Origin of the sequence: Rossellomorea sp. FS2 (assembly GCF_047915635.1) — a bacterium.
GTDB lineage: Bacteria > Bacillota > Bacilli > Bacillales > Bacillaceae_B > Rossellomorea > Rossellomorea marisflavi_A.
On sequence record NZ_JBLRVS010000001.1, the window covers coordinates 1323393 to 1341596 of the forward strand.

Annotated in this window: 16 protein-coding genes; all 16 read right to left on the minus strand. The window is 49.0% G+C overall.

Annotation, left to right across the window (positions count from 1 at the left end; all coding sequences use genetic code 11):
* Positions 1-78 precede the first annotated feature (78 nt).
* The 16 genes from rpsO to ACNA6I_RS07010 all read right to left on the minus strand — a co-directional run bounded on the left by rpsO (position 79) and on the right by ACNA6I_RS07010 (position 18043).
* Positions 79-348 carry a 30S ribosomal protein S15 gene (gene rpsO, locus ACNA6I_RS06935; protein WP_048004009.1) on the minus strand — a complete coding sequence of 90 codons (270 nt, stop codon included), beginning with the start codon at positions 346-348 and terminating at the stop codon, positions 79-81.
* Between the two features lie 133 nt (positions 349-481).
* A complete protein-coding gene (ribF, locus tag ACNA6I_RS06940) occupies positions 482-1426 on the minus strand; it encodes a bifunctional riboflavin kinase/FAD synthetase (RefSeq protein WP_159129621.1) in 945 nt (314 codons plus the stop codon).
* An 18-nt stretch (positions 1427-1444) separates the two neighbouring features.
* A complete protein-coding gene (truB, locus tag ACNA6I_RS06945) occupies positions 1445-2353 on the minus strand; it encodes a tRNA pseudouridine(55) synthase TruB (RefSeq protein ID WP_048004011.1) in 909 nt (302 codons plus the stop codon).
* A gap of 63 nt (positions 2354-2416) precedes the next feature.
* Positions 2417-2785 carry a 30S ribosome-binding factor RbfA gene (gene rbfA / locus ACNA6I_RS06950; protein ID WP_048004012.1) on the minus strand — a complete coding sequence of 123 codons (369 nt, stop codon included), beginning with the start codon at positions 2783-2785 and terminating at the stop codon, positions 2417-2419.
* Between the two features lie 40 nt (positions 2786-2825).
* Positions 2826-3104 (minus strand): DUF503 domain-containing protein, encoded by a 279-nt coding sequence (locus tag ACNA6I_RS06955; protein WP_048004013.1) that lies wholly within the window; start codon positions 3102-3104, stop codon positions 2826-2828.
* Positions 3101-5248: a translation initiation factor IF-2 gene (gene infB, locus ACNA6I_RS06960; RefSeq protein ID WP_048013093.1), complete on the minus strand. Its 2148-nt coding sequence runs from the start codon at positions 5246-5248 to the stop codon at positions 3101-3103. The genes ACNA6I_RS06955 and infB overlap by 4 nt, the downstream gene beginning before the upstream one ends.
* A 4-nt stretch (positions 5249-5252) precedes the next feature.
* Positions 5253-5570 carry a YlxQ family RNA-binding protein gene (locus ACNA6I_RS06965; protein ID WP_048004015.1) on the minus strand — a complete coding sequence of 106 codons (318 nt, stop codon included), beginning with the start codon at positions 5568-5570 and terminating at the stop codon, positions 5253-5255.
* Between the two features lie 10 nt (positions 5571-5580).
* The gene (rnpM, locus tag ACNA6I_RS06970; RefSeq protein ID WP_048004016.1) at positions 5581-5850 is read right to left on the minus strand and encodes an RNase P modulator RnpM; all 270 of its coding nucleotides are present in this window, start codon (positions 5848-5850) and stop codon (positions 5581-5583) included.
* Between the two features lie 11 nt (positions 5851-5861).
* A complete protein-coding gene (gene nusA / locus ACNA6I_RS06975) occupies positions 5862-6992 on the minus strand; it encodes a transcription termination factor NusA (RefSeq protein WP_048004017.1) in 1131 nt (376 codons plus the stop codon).
* Positions 6993-7028: 36 nt separating this feature from the next.
* Positions 7029-7499: a ribosome maturation factor RimP gene (rimP, locus tag ACNA6I_RS06980; protein WP_048004018.1), complete on the minus strand. Its 471-nt coding sequence runs from the start codon at positions 7497-7499 to the stop codon at positions 7029-7031.
* Between the two features lie 185 nt (positions 7500-7684).
* Positions 7685-12004 (minus strand): PolC-type DNA polymerase III, encoded by a 4320-nt coding sequence (locus ACNA6I_RS06985; protein WP_416313106.1) that lies wholly within the window; start codon positions 12002-12004, stop codon positions 7685-7687.
* A 93-nt stretch (positions 12005-12097) separates the two neighbouring features.
* Entirely contained in the window at positions 12098-13804 is a 1707-nt protein-coding gene (locus ACNA6I_RS06990) for a proline--tRNA ligase (RefSeq protein WP_048013091.1), read from the minus strand.
* A 111-nt stretch (positions 13805-13915) separates the two neighbouring features.
* Positions 13916-15181: an RIP metalloprotease RseP gene (gene rseP / locus ACNA6I_RS06995; RefSeq protein ID WP_370297172.1), complete on the minus strand. Its 1266-nt coding sequence runs from the start codon at positions 15179-15181 to the stop codon at positions 13916-13918.
* Between the two features lie 101 nt (positions 15182-15282).
* Positions 15283-16425, minus strand: coding sequence for a 1-deoxy-D-xylulose-5-phosphate reductoisomerase (gene dxr, locus ACNA6I_RS07000; protein WP_416313107.1), 1143 nt, complete (start codon positions 16423-16425; stop codon positions 15283-15285).
* 38 nt (positions 16426-16463) lie between these two features.
* On the minus strand, positions 16464-17252 hold the full coding sequence (locus ACNA6I_RS07005) for a phosphatidate cytidylyltransferase (protein ID WP_048004023.1): 789 nt from the start codon (positions 17250-17252) through the stop codon (positions 16464-16466).
* Positions 17252-18043 (minus strand): isoprenyl transferase, encoded by a 792-nt coding sequence (locus ACNA6I_RS07010; RefSeq protein WP_048013089.1) that lies wholly within the window; start codon positions 18041-18043, stop codon positions 17252-17254. The genes ACNA6I_RS07005 and ACNA6I_RS07010 overlap by 1 nt, the downstream gene beginning before the upstream one ends.
* Positions 18044-18204: the final 161 nt, after the last annotated feature.

An 18204-nucleotide genomic window follows, 5' to 3' on the forward strand; every position in this document is an offset into this window, starting at 1 on the left:
GCTTTCTTTCATGATGAATGGATAGGATTATGAAAACTAAAGAAAAAGCGGGAAAAATTCCCGCTTCCTTTTGTCTGATTATCGACGTAAACCAAGTTTTGTGATTAACTCACGGTAGCGTTGTACATCTTTCTTACGTAGGTAAGATAGAAGATTACGACGGTGACCTACCATTTTAAGAAGACCGCGACGAGAGTGGTGGTCCTTCTTGTGAACGCGCAAGTGCTCGTTCAGGTTGTTGATTTCTTCTGTTAGGACAGCAATTTGAACTTCTGGAGATCCAGTATCGTTCTCATGTGTTTTGTACTCACTGATTAGTTCGTTTTTACGCTCTTTAGTGATAGCCATCCTTTTCACCTCCATTCATTTCTTTCAAATCCCCTGTTACCCAGCAGTCGTTGGTGAATCGATGTGCCAAGCAAAGGTTCATTTCATACGCTTTTAAGAATACTACTATTCCAGTCAAAAATCAAGGGCAATCTTAAATTCCCTTAAAATAAGCAATGGCTGATTCCTTATCTTTCTGGATCTGGGCGATCAATTCCTCAATTCCATTGAACTTCTTCTCATCCCTGATCCACTTATGCCACTGAAGATAAATTTCTTCCCCGTAAATGGAAGAGTCGAAATCGAACACGTGGGTTTCAATCGAAAGACTGTATTCATCGGGATTTTTGAACGTAGGTTTGTACCCGATGTTGCACACTCCGTCATACCACCGGCCTTTGATCTTCATCTTGACGGCGTATACGCCCACCTTAGGTGTGAGATAGTCATCGGCCAGGTCGATATTCGCCGTGGGGAACCCGATCTTCCTTCCGCGCTTTTCCCCGTGGACGACCATCCCCCTCATCGTGTAGGGCCTTCCGAGAAGTTTATTCACTTCACCGATGGCTCCTTCATCGAGTGAATGACGGATCAGGGTCGAGCTTACCTTCGTATCGGATTCACTCAGCTTATTCACTACCGTAGAGCCGAATTGATCCCGGGAATGGAACGGAAGGCTGTCCATCGATCCTTTGCCGAGGCGGCCGTAGGAATAATCGAAGCCGGCCACTACGTGGATGGCATTCATCCCGATCAGATACAGGTCCACGAATTCCTGCGGGGTGAGATCGGCGAACTCGGAGGTGAACCGGACGACAAACAGATAGTCCACGCCCAATCCTTCGATCTGCTCAATCTTGTCTTCCATGGGAGTAATGTATTTAATGTGCTTCCGTTTATGGCCAAGGACGACGGAGGGGTGGGGATCGAACGTCATGACTGCACTAGAAGCCCCTAGCTCCCCTGCCTTTTCGACGGCCGTCGTGATGACCTGTCGATGCCCCCGGTGAACCCCATCGAAATAACCGAGTGCCACCACGAGCGGCGGAAGGTTCAGCTCATCGAACGTTGGGGGATGATGTAGTGTTATCACTTTCACAGCAGTTCACCTTTTTCATTAGTCATTGAACAGGACTTTGACAGGCTTGATGATTCCATCCTTGGACGGATGACGCTGATAGATGGCGATCGCTTTTCCTTCATGCACCATCATCACCTGTTCCTCTTGCGGCCATTCAGCCGGTTCTTCCAAGCGTGCCCCGTTCTTTACTTTCAATGCTAATGTATCATTTATCACCCATTTCGGCAAATGAGAAAGCCCGTGTTCAAGAGGGATTAACAGCTCTTCCGGTGTGCTTGTTCGCAGGGCTTCTTCTACCTGGGCAAGACTCATGCAGTCCTCTTTGACAAAGGATGCCGATCTTGTACGGGTAAGGGATGACATATGCGATGGGTAGCCCAGCCGCTGCCCGATTTCGACGGCAAGCGTCCGTACATAGGTCCCTTTTGAACACCCTACCTTGAACGTGAATGATGGATGCTCACCCTCGAGGGTATCCCATTCGCCGATGATCTCGAAATGGTGGATCGTCACTTCACGCGATGGTCTTTCCACTTCAATCCCCTGCCTGGCGTATTCGTAGAGACGCTTACCGTTCACCTTGATCGCCGAGAACATGGGTGGCGTCTGGCGGATGACCCCCGTCATGGCGCTGAGGACCCCTTCTACTTCCCTGCGGCTGATGCTCCTGTCCACCGGGATTTCTTCCACCTTTTCACCGGTCGCATCCTCCGTTGTCGTAGAGAAGCCAAGCGTCACTTCTCCCACATATTCCTTACCTGAATCCGTGATGTATTCTGCAACCTTGGTCGCCCTTCCGATACAGATGGGGAGGACACCATCGACTTCGGGATCAAGCGTCCCCGTATGCCCCACCTTTTTGGTACGCAGCAGCTTCCTTAGCTTGAACACACAATCATGCGACGTCATCCCTCGTTCCTTCCATAAAGGCAAGATGCCATTCATGTTCCTTCAACTCCTTCATAGGGAAAATGAAAGGGCTGATCCGATTTGGATCAGCCCCATGCATTACTTATCGGTATTCGTTGAATCTCCTGGTTCGTCTTGAACGCTTTTCAACAGGGATTCGATATGATTGCCGTAGTCGATCGATTCGTCGAACTCAAAAATGATCTCTGGCGTCTTCCGGAGCCGGATCCTTTGTCCCACTTCGGAACGGATGAAGCCTTTTGCTTTGGCAAGACCTTTCAAGGTATCTTCCCTTTGAGCTTCACCACCAAGGACGGTAATATACACTTTGGCCTGCTGAAGGTCCCCGGTTACTTGAACATCCGTGACCGTCACAAACCCGATGCGCGGATCTTTGATCTTACGCCCGATGATATCACCCAGCTCTTTTTTCATTTGTTCGCCAACTCGATTAGCACGATGGCTCATACTATCACCTCAAAAAACGGATTATGATGAATCACTGGTGCTACAATGATTCGATTGTTGTATGCAGTCTCTCCCACTCAGGGAAGGAATCGACAAAGGCAAGGGCCCTGTCCACTTCCTTTTGACTGGCTGCTTTCGTGGAAGCCACAGAGACGATGGCAAGGGACGTCCTCTGCCACGCATCCTGATGCCCCACTTCAGCAACGGAGACATTATACTTTTGCTTGAGCCTGGTCATGATCCTCTGCAGGACCGCTCGCTTTTCCTTGAGCGACCCTGCTCCATGGATCATGCATTCGAATTCGGCGCAGGTGATCATGAACGGGAGATTTCCTCCATGACGAAGGCTTCGATGACGTCGCCTTCTTTTACATCATTGAAGTTTTTGATGGTAATCCCACACTCATATCCACGAGCTACTTCCTTCGCATCATCTTTGAAACGCTTGAGTGCATCAAGCTCCCCTTCGAAGATGACAATTCCATCACGGATCAGACGCACGCCGCTGTCACGGGAAATCTTCCCTTCTGTTACATAGCTTCCTGCAATTGTACCCACTTTGGATACTTTGAAGGTTTGACGCACTTCTGCCTGACCGATGATTTTCTCTTCAAATTCAGGATCGAGCATCCCTTTCATGGCTGCTTCGATTTCTTCCATCACTTTGTAGATGATACGGTGAAGACGAATTTCAACACCCTCTGCTTCGGCCGTACGTTTAGCATTCACATCCGGACGGACGTTGAACCCGATGACGATGGCATTGGAAGCTGAAGCAAGTGTGATATCAGACTCATTGATGGCTCCAACACCGGTATGGATGATGCGGATATTGACACCTTCCACCTCGATTTTAAGGAGGGATGCTGCAAGGGCTTCAACAGATCCTTGAACATCTGCTTTAAGAACAAGGTTCAAATCTTTCATTTCCCCTTGTTTCATTTGTTCAAACAGGGTTTCCAGGCTGACTTTGGATTTTTCGCCGCGCTGTGCCTGAAGGGCCTGTGTTGCACGCGCCTCACCAACTGAACGGGCCGTCTTCTCGTCTTCGAATACGACGAAGCGGTCCCCTGCTTGAGGTACATCGTTCAGACCGGTGATTTCGACAGGCGCAGATGGGCCTGCATCCTTCACACGGCGTCCGAGATCGTTGACCATGGCACGAACGCGGCCATACGTGTTCCCTACTACGATAGGGTCCCCGACTTTAAGCGTTCCATTCTGTACGAGAAGTGTCGCGACGGAGCCGCGTCCTTTATCCAACTGGGCTTCGATGACCGTACCAAGGGCAAGGCGTTTAGGATTTGCTTTAAGCTCCTCCACCTCGGTCACAAGGATGATCATTTCAAGAAGGTTGTCGATCCCTTCTCCAGACAGTGCGGATAGCGGAACGAAGATCGTATCCCCACCCCACGCTTCCGGAACCAGTTCATACTCTGTAAGTTCCTGCATGACGCGGTCAGGATTAGCTGCTTCCTTATCCATTTTGTTTACGGCAATGATAATCGGAACTTCAGCGGCTTTCGCATGGTTGATCGCTTCGACCGTCTGTGGCATGACGCCATCGTCGGCAGCTACTACGATGATGGCGATATCGGTCACTTTGGCACCACGTGCACGCATCGTTGTAAAGGCTGCGTGTCCAGGGGTATCCAGGAATGTGATTTTCTTGCCTTCCACTTCCACTTGATACGCACCGATATGCTGGGTGATCCCACCAGCTTCTCCTGCCGTCACCTTCGTATTACGGATGGAGTCAAGGAGCGTCGTTTTCCCGTGGTCAACGTGTCCCATGATGGTCACGACCGAAGGACGTTCCTGAACCTGCTCTGCATCATCCTCTGTGAAGTAGACTTCAAGATCCGTTGCATCGATCCTGATTTCCTCTTCGACTTCCACTCCGTACTCACCGGCGATCAATTCGATGGAATCTTTGTCAAGCTCCTGGTTGATCGTAGCCATGACTCCGAGCATGAAGAGTTTTTTGATGATTTCGGAAGGCTCTTTATAAAGCTTTTTCGCAAGCTCTGCTACCGTCAGGGAATCCGTGAAGGTAATTTTGGCAGGAAGCTCTTTTTTCTTCACAGGCTGTTGCTGTGGAGCAGGCTTCGTGTTGCGATTCTGTTTATTTCGGTTGTTATTATTCTTGTTATTGCGGTTGAAATTGTTCGGACCTTTTTTATTATTGTTGTTGCCGCGGTTCTGTGGTCCTTTGTTGTTTTTCTGAGCCGGAGCAGGCTTTTTGCTGTCGCCTTGGCCAGACTGGGCTGCAGGTTTCTGATCTTTGCTGCCTGCTGCAGGCTTCTTGCCTTCGTACGTTTTATCTAGTTTTTTGATTGTACCGTCTTCTAAAGTTGCCATATGATTTGATACCTCAATATTCAATTCCTTTAATTTGTCGATCACGTTTTTACTTGAAACATTATGTTTTTTCGCATATTCATATACACGGATCTTGCTCATATGTTCACCCCCACTGAGATTCATCGAGCATTTCGGAAAGCTTGCCGGCAAACCCCGCTTCCATGACGGCGACGACCACCCGCTGATCCTTCCCTATGGCCTGGCCAAGAAGGGATCGATCCGGGGCGAACCGGACCGGGACCTTATAGTAGGTACATTTATCCGTCACTTTCTTTCGGGTGTTCTCGGAAGCATCCCGGGCCAGGATCACAAGCTTCGTCCGCCCACTGCGGACTTCCCTGATCACCAGTTCTTCACCGGATACGGTCTTACGTGCCCGATTGGCCAATCCTAAAAGGGACATCCAACGATTCTGTTCCATACGCTAAATGTTACTCCTTTTCTACAAGACGTATTAATTCATCATACAATGAATCATCTATCTTCGCTTGAAGTTGATTGGCTAAAGTATTCTTCTTCTTCGCTTGCAAAATGATCTCCCGATCTTTTGAAAGATAGGCGCCGCGCCCGGACTTCTTACCGGTCGGGTCGACGGATACCTCCCCCTCTTTGGATCGGACGATACGGATCATGTCCTTCTTCGGTTTCATTTCACCGGTCGCTACGCATTTGCGGAGCGGGATCTTCTTATTGGTACTCATGTGTCCACCTCTTAATCTTGATCGTTGAAATCAATATTCAAAGGCTCATCCGCGTCGTACTCTTCTTCCTCTGGGAGGAAGGACTCCTCGCGGGGATAGAGACCAAGTTCCCTGGCATCTGTTTCACTTTTGATATCGATTTTCCAGTTTGTGAGCTTGGCGGCAAGACGTGCATTTTGACCGCGCTTCCCGATGGCGAGGGAAAGCTGATAATCCGGCACGATGACGCGTGTGGACTTCTCTTCCTCATTCACCTGTACATCAAGTACCTTGGAGGGACTCAATGCGTTCGCAACGAACGTGACAGGATCTTCGGACCATTGCACGATATCGATCTTCTCCCCTTTGAGTTCGTTGACGATGGCCTGAACCCTTGCACCCTTTGTTCCGACACAGGCACCGACCGGATCGATTTCCCCATTTTCGGCGTGAACGGAGATCTTGGAACGATCACCGGCTTCGCGTGCAACGGATTTGATTTCGACCGTACCGTCGAAGATTTCAGGAACTTCGATTTCGAAGAGGCGTTTCAAGAGACCAGGGTGAGTGCGGGAAACAAAGATCTGTGGACCCTTTGTCGTCTTCTCGACCTTGGTGATGAAGACTTTGATGCGGTCATGGGGCTTGTAAGTCTCATTTGGCATCTGTTCGCTTACTGGAAGCAACGCTTCGATTTTACCAAGAGCCACATAGATGAAGCGGTTATCCTGACGCTGGACGATGCCTGTCATAATATCTTCTTCACGATCTACGAACTCAGAGTAAATGATGCCGCGCTCTGCCTCGCGTACGCGCTGTGTGACAACCTGTTTGGCCGTCTGGGCTGCGATCCGTCCGAAATCCTTCGGAGTGACCTCAAGCTCCACCACATCCCCTACTTCATAGCTTGGATTGATGTCTGTTGCATCCGGCACGGAGATCTCAAGACGGGAATCGAATACTTCATCCACGACTTCCTTGCGGGCGAAGACCCTCATGGTACCTGTGTCCAGGTTCAAGTCCACCCTTACGTTCTGTGCCTGATTGAAGTTCCTTTTGTAGGCCGATACAAGAGCGGCTTCGATCGCTTCGATGATCACATCTCTCGCAATGCCTTTTTCTTTCTCTAATACAGTTAGAGCATCTAATAGCTGCGTGCTCATGACGGTTTTATCCCCCTTTATTTTGCGGTTGTTCAGTTAGGAAAAGGTTACGGCAAGCCTTGCAGCCGCCACTTTATCCATCGGTATTTCAACCTTCTTCTTACGCGTTTTGATCGTCAGTTCAAGTTCTAGCTTCTCGGGCGTATATGATAACAGCAAACCTTCGAATGCTTTTTCTCCATCCATCGGTTCATATAGTTTCACGTATACATTCTTTCCGATGGACTTTTCAAAGTCCTTCTCTTTTTTGAGAGGGCGCTCTGCTCCCGGTGAGGAGACCTCCAGGAAATAATTGTGCTGGATCGGATCGAGCTCATCCAGCTTCTCGCTGAGGCGTTCGCTGACGATTCCGCATTCCTCGATATCAACACCGCTGTCCTTATCGATAAAAATGCGGAGGAACCAGTTTGATCCCTCTTTCACGTATTCCATATCGATCAGTTCCAGAGAAAGATCATCCAATATGGGTGTGACAAGTTCTTCTACAAGTGTTGTAATTTTACTCATACTTACCTCCTGGTCTATATGAAAAATCTTGCACCAAGACTATAAAAGATAGAAAAAATCTCCAAGTAATAACGAAAGAGTGGGGTGCGACCCCACTCTTCGACGTTAGAGCTATCCTTAGTATTTCCAATAAAAATATACCATAACCGATATTTTTATGCAAATAAAATTCCGTTTCATCCTGGTCAGAACAAGGACAGCTGGTTTTTCTCCGGCAAGGACTCCAGGCATCCGTGATTATCCAGATATTCGATGATGGTCTTGGATACCCGGCCCCTTTGCTGCAGATCCTCTTTGGAGAGGAATTCTCCATTTTCCCTCGCCTTCACGATATTGAGGGCGGCATTTGTCCCCAGCCCCGGTATCGCATTGAATGGCGGGATGAGGGTGTCGCCGTCGATGACGAATTCGGCTGCCTCCGAGCGGTATAGATCCACCTTCTGGAATTGGTAGCCCCTTTCACACATCTCAAGGGCGAGTTCAAGGACGGTGAGGGTGTTCTTCTCTTTCGGTGAGGCATCCAGTCCTTTGGCATTGATCTCTTCGATCTTAGCCCGTACTGCCTGCGAGCCCCTCACCATGGCTTCGATGTCGAAGTCCTCTGCACGAACGGTGAAGTAGGCGGCATAGTACAGAAGGGCATGGTGGACTTTGAAGTACGCAATCCTTACTGCCATCAGAACGTATGCGGCAGCATGGGCTTTCGGGAACATGTACTTGATCTTCAGGCAGGAGTCGATATACCAGTCAGGGACACCGTTATTCTTCATTTCATCCACCCATTCATCCTGGAGCCCTTTTCCTTTACGGACGAACTCCATGATCTTGAATGCCAATGAAGGATCGAGACCCTGATAGATGAGGTAGACCATGATATCATCCCGGCAACCGATAACCTCACTCAGATTGCATATTTTATTATGGATCAATTCCTGTGCATTCCCTAGCCATACATCGGTCCCGTGGGAAAGTCCGGAAATCTGGACAAGTTCAGAGAATGTTGTCGGCTTCGTATCTTCAAGCATCTGCCGGACGAATCTTGTACCGAACTCGGGAATCCCCAAAGTACCCGTTTTACACATGATCTGCTCCTCGGTCACCCCGAGGGACTCGGTGCCGCTGAATATCTTCATTACTTCAGGATCATCCGTCGGGATCGTCTTGGGATCAATGCCCGATAGGTCCTGAAGCATCCTGATCACCGTTGGATCATCGTGTCCTAGGATATCGAGCTTAAGGAGATTATCATGGATGGAATGGAAATCGAAGTGAGTGGTACGCCACTCCGAATCACTCGCATCCGCCGGGAACTGAATCGGCGAGAAATCATAGATGTCCATATAATCCGGGACAACGATGATCCCCCCAGGATGCTGCCCGGTAGTCCGCTTCACGCCTGTACACCCGCTGACGAGGCGATCGACCTCTGCCCCGCGGATCTGCAGATTGTTGTCACCGGCATACCCTTTGACATATCCATAGGCTGTTTTCTCGGCTACTGTACCAATCGTCCCCGCACGATATACGTTGTCTTCTCCGAAAAGCACCTTCGTGTAATCATGGGCTTTAGGCTGGTATTCTCCCGAGAAGTTCAAATCGATATCGGGAACCTTGTCCCCCTTGAATCCGAGGAATGTCTCGAATGGGATATCGTGGCCATCTTTTTTGAATGGGATCGCACAATCCGGACAATCCTTATTCGGCAGATCGAAGCCCGAACCAACGGACCCGTCATCGAAGAACTCCGATTTTTTGCAGGACGGACACACATAATGCGGCGGCAGTGGATTCACTTCTGTGATCTCTGTCATCGTGGCGACGAATGATGAGCCGACGGATCCACGGGATCCAACAAGATATCCATCCTCCAGTGACTTCTTAACGAGTTTGGCAGAAATGAGATAGATGACGGCGAACCCATGGCCGATGATGCTTTTCAACTCTTTTTCAAGGCGAGCTTCGACGATTTCAGGAAGGTCTTCCCCATAAATGCTCTTGGCCATCTCATAGCTCATGCGACGCATCTCCTCATCTGCCCCTTCGATCTTAGGGGTGAAAAGGTCATCTTTGATCGGTTTGATCGAGTCGATCATGTCGGCGATCTTGTTGGAGTTCTCGACCACGATCTCCTCGGCCTTCTCTTTTCCTAGGAAGGAGAAGGCATCCAGCATTTCATTCGTGGTGCGGAAATGCACATCGGGGAGCTCATGGCGATTGAGGGGATTCGCCCCTCCTTGGGAGCTCACAAGGATTTTCCGATAAATCTTGTCGGTTTCATTCAGATAATGCACGTTACCTGTCGCCACAACGGGCTTATTGATCTGTTCTCCGAGATCGACGATATTCTTGATGATATCCTCCAGGTTTTTCGTGCTCTGCACGAGATCCAGTTCGATCAGGTGCTGATACACTTCTTTCGGGTGAACCTCGAGGTAATCGTAGAATTCAGCTGTTTCAAGCACTTCTTCGATTCCTTTTTGCATCATTCCTTCGAACACTTCCCCTTTATCGCAGCCCGATCCGACCAGGATGCCGGCACGGTGTTTCTGGAGCTGTGACCGCGGGATGCGCGGTACCCGGAAGAAATAATGCATATGGGAGATCGATACGAGCTTGAACAGGTTCTTAAGCCCTTCTTCCGTTTGGGCAATCAGGGTACAGTGGTATGGCCTTGAACGTTTATAGGCGTCCCCTTTCCCCATGTAATCATTGAATTGGTTGTGATTCATGATTCCCTTCTCAGATGCATCCTTCAGCATTTTGAGAAGGAGGTACCCAGTGGCTTCCGCATCATAGATCGCCCTGTGATGCTGGGTGAGTTCGACATCGAACTTCTTCGCAAGGGTATTCAAGCGGTGATTTTTGAATTGAGGGTAAAGAAGCCGTGCAAGCTCCAGCGTATCGATCACTGGATTGGCCGCTTTGGGAAGACCCGCTTTCTTGTATCCTGCATTCAAGAACCCCATATCGAATGATGCATTATGGGCAACAAGGATATCATCCTCCACCCAGGTATGGAATTCCTTCAGCACATCATTGATCTCAGGTGCATCCCTCACCATATCGTCGGTGATACCCGTCAGGTCGATCGTTGTTGCGGAAAGGGGGTGATGGGGATTTGCAAAGCGCTCAAACTTATCAATCACTTCCCCGTCCCTGATCTTTACGGCTGCGAGTTCGATAATGGTATCGTATACCGCGGAAAGACCCGTGGTTTCCACATCGAATACAATATAGGTGCTGTCTTCCAGCATACGGTCCCTGTCATTATAGGCGATGGGCACCCCGTCATCGACTAGATTCGCTTCGATGCCATACAGGACCTTGATATCATTCTTCTTGCTCGCACTGAACGCTTCCGGGAAAGATTGTGCTACGGCATGATCGGTGATGGCAACCGCTTTATGCCCCCATTTCTTTGCTTGTGACACAAGGGAACTGACGGATGATACAGCATCCATCTGACTCATCGGGGTATGCATGTGGAGCTCCACCCTCTTCTTGTCTTCAGGTGCCGTATCGAGTCTCAGTACCGGCTTGATTTCATTTACATCATTGGCGATCATGACGAGGTCGCGGACGAATGTATCATTTTGGATGCTTCCCCTGCAGCGGACCCACATCCCCTTCTTCATCGTATTCATGATGGCTGCATCATCTTTGTCACGGGAGAACATCTTCACGAGGATCGAGCTAGAGTAATCCGTCACCTTGAATGTGAGGAGCGTACGGCCACTTCTCAGCTCACGCGTTTCACAGTCGAATACATAGCCTTCGACGGCAATGCGCCTCTCTTCATCGAGGATGTCTTCGATTTTCCTGAACTCTGCGTCGTCCTTGATCGACAACCCGAGCATGAAGGGTCCGCTTGGAATCCCTGCGGCCTCTTCTTTCTCAGCCTTCTCCATTTCGATGAGTGCCTGTTTGGCCCGTTCTTGGTCTTCCTTGAGCTTTTCTTCAAGGAATTTCTCGTAATCACTATTTTGAGCCTCAGCCTGTCCTACCTCGGCATCCAGCATGAGGCGGGGAAATCCGAACTGTTCGAATGCAGAACAGATGATGTCGCTATATTTTTTCTTCAGCTGTGTCGCCTCTGTATCATTGGAAGCCTGCACGACGATTTTATTGCCCTGTATCTTCGGCTTCTGCGTATTGAGGATCTTCAGCAGAGGCGGTGATATGCCCTGTACTTCTTTGATGCATTCTGTCCAATAATCCAGGATGTGCTGTTCGGTCGCTTCCGTGTTGAGGACCTTTACCGAAAATCCCACCTGGGCGATATGCTTGAACGAAGACCTCAGAGCATTTGAAAATTGGTTCATCACCTTGCATGGGATGATCTGATCCAGCGCGAAATGAAAATGCCATTTTTTCTCTTTTCTATAAACGGACAATTTTTCAATTTCAGCATTGTTGAAGTACTGAACCACATCATCACCTGTCATCCCAAGCTGGGATAGTAGCACTTGAAATCGTTCTTTTTTGCTCAGGGATCTCTCTTCCATTTCTCTCACTCCCCCTTTAATGCGTTTCTATATCCTCAGAGGAAAAGGGCCGACGGCAGAGGTACAACCACTGGAGTCAAGCCCTTCATCCCTTTAATTCGTTTCAGAAAGTTCTTGAAGTGTTTTCACTAATTCATCTTTATGAACTTCAAGCATATCACCTGTTTTCCTGACTTTCAATTCAATGATTCCTTCAGCAGCCTTCTTGCCGACCGTGATGCGGTACGGAAGGCCGATCAGATCAGAATCGGCGAATTTCACGCCTGGGCGCTCTGCTCGGTCATCCATGAGGACATCAAATCTTGCTTGCTTAAGCGCACCGTATAATTCTTCAGCCAGCTGTCTCTGGGCATCATCTTTCATATTGACCGGAATCACATGGGCGTCATACGGCGCGAGATTCGTTGGCCATACTAGGCCTCTGTCATCATTGAACTGTTCAGCAACCGCTGCAACCGTCCTTGAAACCCCGATGCCATAGCAACCCATGATAATGGACTGTGAACGGCCGTTTTCATCGAGATAGGTGCTGCCCATGCTGTCGGAATACTTGGTTCCAAGCTTGAAGACATGCCCGACTTCGATCCCCCTTGCGAATTGGATCGTTCCCTTGCCGTCTGGTGACGGGTCTCCTTCTTGAATGAAGCGCAGGTCTGCGAAGCTGATGGCCTCCACATCTCTTTCCACATTCACATTGATGAAATGGAATCCTGTTTCATTGGCACCCGCTGCACCATTGCGAACGTATTTAACAGCCTGATCGGCCATGATTTTCACTTCAGCAGGGATGGAGAAAGGACCGACGGAACCTACTTCACTACCGAGTACGCTCACCGTTTCTTCAGCGGTGGCAAGCTCGACTTGATCAGCACCGAGAAGGTTCTTCAGTTTGATGTCGTTTATTTCATGGTCACCGCGCACAAGGACGAGCACATACTCTTCATCCGCCTTGAACAGAAGGCTTTTGATGCACTCTTTCGGTTGCTTATCAAACACCGTGCAAACATCTTCGATGGTCTTCGTATCAGGCGTTGAAACCTTTTCAAGATCCAGCATGTCTTCATGTGAAAGCTCATACGTATCAGCGACTTCCGCCATTTCAATATTGGCAGCGAAATCGGATGTATCGGAATAAGCGATCGTGTCTTCCCCGATTTCTGAAAGGACCATGAATTCATGGGTATCCTTCCCACCCATGGCCCCTGAATCTGCGATAACGGCCCTGAAGTCCAATCCACAACGTGTGAAGATATTCGAATAGGCCTGGTAGAGTCGGTCATAGGTTTCATCGAGACTCTCCTGTGAAGAGTGGAAGGAGTAGGCATCTTTCATGATGAATTCCCTTCCGCGCAGAAGGCCGAATCGTGGACGCTTCTCATCACGGTATTTCGTTTGGATCTGGTAGAGTGTCAAAGGCAATCGTTTATACGATTTTATTTCATCCCTGATCAGGCTCGTGATCATTTCTTCATGGGTTGCTCCCAGTGCGAACTCGCGGTCATGCCGGTCATTCATCCTCATCAGTTCAGGCCCATATGTCCCCCAGCGTCCAGATTCCTTCCAAAGTTCAGAAGGCTGCAAGGCCGGCATCAGTAATTCTGCTGCACCCGCTGCTTCAAGCTCCTCGCGGATGATGGCTTCTACCTTCTTCAGTACTTTCGTTCCGAGTGGCAGGTAGCTATAGATTCCGCTCGCATTTTGCCTCATATATCCCGCTCGCAGGAGAAGCTGATGACTTTTGACTTCTGCATCGGCCGGAACTTCCCTCAAGGTCGGGATCAATGTTTGTGATTGTTTCATTCTGAGCACCTCAGTTACCATAATATTTTTATTGTTCATTCATATGTACTCGATTTTCTCCGAGCAATGCAAGAGGCAGCATCACCCAATTGGATGAAACTGCCAATCATGCTAATTCTGTATAAAGAATCGTTGTATATCATTCCATGTGACGACGAGCATCAGGACCATGAGGAGCGCGAACCCTACAAAATGGACCATTCCTTCCATCTTGCGGTCCACCGGTTTCCCCCTCAGGGCTTCAACTGCGAAGAACAGGAGTCTTCCTCCGTCCAGGGCTGGAATCGGCAGGAGGTTCATGATTCCAAGGTTGATGCTGAGTATGGCTGCCCATCTCATCAGGTCATAGATACCTGACTGTGCGACGACATCGGTGGATTGATAGATCCCGACCGGTCCGCTGAGGGCATCGATGGAGAATTCACCCGTCACGAGTTTGCCTAAGAGAACGAAGATGAGCTTGCCCATTTCATAGGTTTGCTCCGCACTGGAAGAAACGACCTTCAACGGTGATTTTTCCATCGGGTTGTGCACGCCGATCTTACCGATTTCTTCTTCCCCTTCTACCTTTTGAGGCTCAGGCGTAACAGAGATATCCTGTGTCGCCCCTCCTCTTTCGACGGTGAAGACGAGTTCATCGCCGGGGTGCTTCTGGATCACACCGACAATATCTTCCCACGTGGAGATTTCACTGTCGTCGATGCTCAGGACCACATCGCCTTTTTGAAGGCCAGATCCTTTCGCTGCACCATCATCCGTCAGATCACCAAGTACGGGATCATTGGTCGGTACCCCTTGCAGGAACCCCACCAGAATGAAAATGAAGAAAGCCAGAATGAAGTTGAACAGTGGACCTGCGAAGATGGCCATAGCCCTCTTCGGCAGTGATTTCGACCCGAATTGACGATCCCATGGTGCTATCAGTGACTCTGTACCGTCTTCGACGATGACAGCGTTCCGTGCAATCGGGAATGTCTTTAATTCTTCTTCATCATCTTCATACCCCTTGATGATCAGCTCTCTTTCAAGATCCGCCGTTTCCACTTCAATGACGCGGATGTTCGGATAGCGGTCCTTATTGTTCAATACGATCTTGGAAGCTTTTTCATCCTGATCAAACAGAAGACCGATCCGGTGTCCTGCCTTCAGTTCGACCATTTCTGGATCTTCTCCAGCCATTCGGACGAATCCTCCCAATGGAAGCAGGCGGATCGTATAGACGGTTTCATTTTTTTTGAATGAGAACACCTTTGGACCAAACCCGATGGCAAACTCCCGGCAAAGAATCCCTGCACGCTTGGCAAAAATCAGATGCCCCAACTCATGGAAAAAAACCAATGCCCCGAAGATCACGATAAAGGCTATGACTGTTTGCATGTAAATAACCACCTTTGCAACCTGTTAAACTGCACAGATTTAAATGTAAATGAAGGGTTGTACATTATCATCATACGTATCATCGCGGGAAAACATACCCTTTACACCCAGGAATCGACCAGTTTCCTCGTGTTCCGGTCGATCTCATGGATCGTTCCGAGATCCGGCCTTTGGATCGTGACGTGGCCATTCAATGCCCGCTCGACGAAGTCATCGATTTGCAGGAATGAAATCGCCCCTTTTAGGAAGAGCGCGACCGCTGCTTCGTTTGCTGCATTCAGCACAGTCGGCATGCTGCCTCCTTCTCTGCCGGCTGCATAGGCAAATCCAAGGCATTTGAACCGATCCGTATCCATCTCTTCGAAGTGAAGCTTCCCGATTTCCACAAGGTTCAATCTCTTCCCATTTGGGTGAGGCATCCTGTCTGGATACGTGAGGGCATATTGGATAGGTACCCTCATATCCGGTGTGCCCAGTTGGGCCATGACCGATGAATCGTGGAACTGAACCATGGAATGAATGATGCTTTCACGGTGCAGCACGACGTCGATCTGATCATACGGCAAATCAAACAACCAGTGGGCTTCGATGACTTCAAGACCTTTGTTCATCATGGTTGCCGAATCAATGGTGATCTTCGCCCCCATGGACCAGTTCGGATGATTCAGCGCATCGTCTACCGTCACGCCGACAAGCTCATCCCTTGATTTATCACGGAAGCTCCCTCCGGAAGCGGTAATGATCAGTTTTTCGATATTTTTTGTATGTTCCCCTTGAAGCGCCTGAAAGATCGCAGAGTGTTCGCTGTCGACAGGAAGAAGATGTACGCCCTTCTTCACAGCCGCTTCCATGACCAGGTGCCCTGCTGTTACGAGGGTTTCCTTATTGGCGATGGCAATCGTCTTATCGGCTTCAATGGCCTTCAAAGTCGGATGTAGGCCTACGCTACCGAGTACCGCATTGACCAGGACATCAGCATCCTGGAAGCACGCCGTCTCGATCAGCCCATCTTCTCCATGGAGGATGGTGATATCGCCGTATTCTGCACGGAGTTTCTCTGCATCCTCTTTCAGTTGGACAGAGACAAGCGACGGTTTGAACTCACGGATGATGTCCCTTGTCTTGTCCATGTTCCGGCCAGCTGATACGGCCGAAAGACGGAACTCTTCAGGGTGCTGCCGGATGACATCGAGTGTCTGGATCCCGATGGAACCGGTGGCCCCCATTAAACTAATACTCTTCAATGACTCCACTCCTTACAGATATGTTGCTCTCTTTATCTTTATAATAGAAAATGCAGCAGTGGGAGGACGAATAACAGGCTGTCGAAACGATCGAGCATGCCCCCGTGTCCCGGAAGGAGATTACCGGAATCCTTGACGCCGTAATGCCTTTTAAGGGCAGATTCCACCAGATCTCCCATTTGACCGAATATGGAGAGTATCGCCGTGCTGATGATCAGCTTCGGCATCGAGATGCCAAGGTCGGTGAAAAATGTGATGATGACCCCGACGATGACAGCCGACACGATCCCGCCGATGAATCCTTCCACCGTTTTATTCGGAGAAATATGCGGCCATAGCTTTTTCTTCCCCATGGCCCTTCCGATAAAGTAGGCTCCGGAATCCGTAGCCCAGATGATGAACAGGGCATAGAAGATAAGCTGTGCGCCATTTGACAGCATGCGGATCTCGATGAAATAGAAATATCCGATTCCTACATATAATAGACTTAATAAGTGAAAACCGACGTCGTCATAGGTGAAGCGATTCTTCGTGATCACCGTATAGACAAGCAGTAATAATACGGCAATGAACGCAAACTCCATTTTGGAGTATCCGAAGTCCGCAATGACATCGATGGTTTCATTCGGGATCAAAAAGATCCATAGGAGGGCAAGGGATAATAAACCTGGTATCGTCATGATCCCGTGGCCCCTCATTTTAAGTGCTTCATAGAGACTGATGGATGCAATGGCATACATCAGGATGATGAATGGTATCTTACCAACCAAGATGATCGGCAAGAAGATCGCCGCTGCGACGACCGCTGTAATAATTCGCTGTTTCATTAGGACTCCTCGCTTTGTAACCCGCCGAATCTCCTTGAGCGGCCCTGATAGGCCTCAATGGCTTCCACAAGCTCTTCCTTGCCGAAGTCTGGCCACAATACATCCGTGAACCAGAATTCAGTATAAGCGAGCTGCCAAAGCATAAAATTACTCAAACGTATTTCTCCGCTTGTCCGTATGAGCAGATCGGGATCCTTGAGGTTCTTTGTCATTAAATAAGTGGAAAACACCTCTTCTGTCAGTTGTTCTTCATCCAGTATTCCACTTCTTACATCATTTAAGACATGCTTCACCCCATCGAGGATTTCAGATCTGCTTCCATAATTCAAAGCGAAGTTCAAGATAAGGCCGTCATTCTCTTTAGTCTCTTCAATTGCTTTCTGTACAGCCCGCTTCGTGTGTTCAGGGATTGCGTCAGTCGCACCCATCATCTTCACCTGTACATTTTCCTCGATTAACTCCGGAAGGAATGTTCCAAGAAATTCTTCGGGAAGTTTCATCAGGAATTCCACTTCCATTTTCGGACGCTTCCAGTTTTCTGTCGAGAAAGCATATAAAGTCAAAGTGCCCACGCCGAGCTCATTCGCCAGCCTGGTCACCCTCCTTACACATTTCATTCCTTCATGATGGCCGGCAACTCTGGGCATGGCCCGTTTCTTGGCCCATCTCCCGTTACCATCCATGATGATGGCGATATGTTCCGGGATCGGGTGATTCTTCAACTCCCTATACCGTTCATCATAGTCTTCTGAACCTTGCTGCCGCTTCCATTGCTTAAGCTTGTTTAGCATAAAAATCCTCCACCAACAATCCTAAAAATATTTACCTCTACTATCATAACAAAAATCACAAAAGATATCTCCATGAAATTCGATTATACCATTCCCTGCCAATCCTGTTCAGATATTTTTCAAGGGAAAAGATCCAAGGGAAGCCGGTGGGTGATCGATCA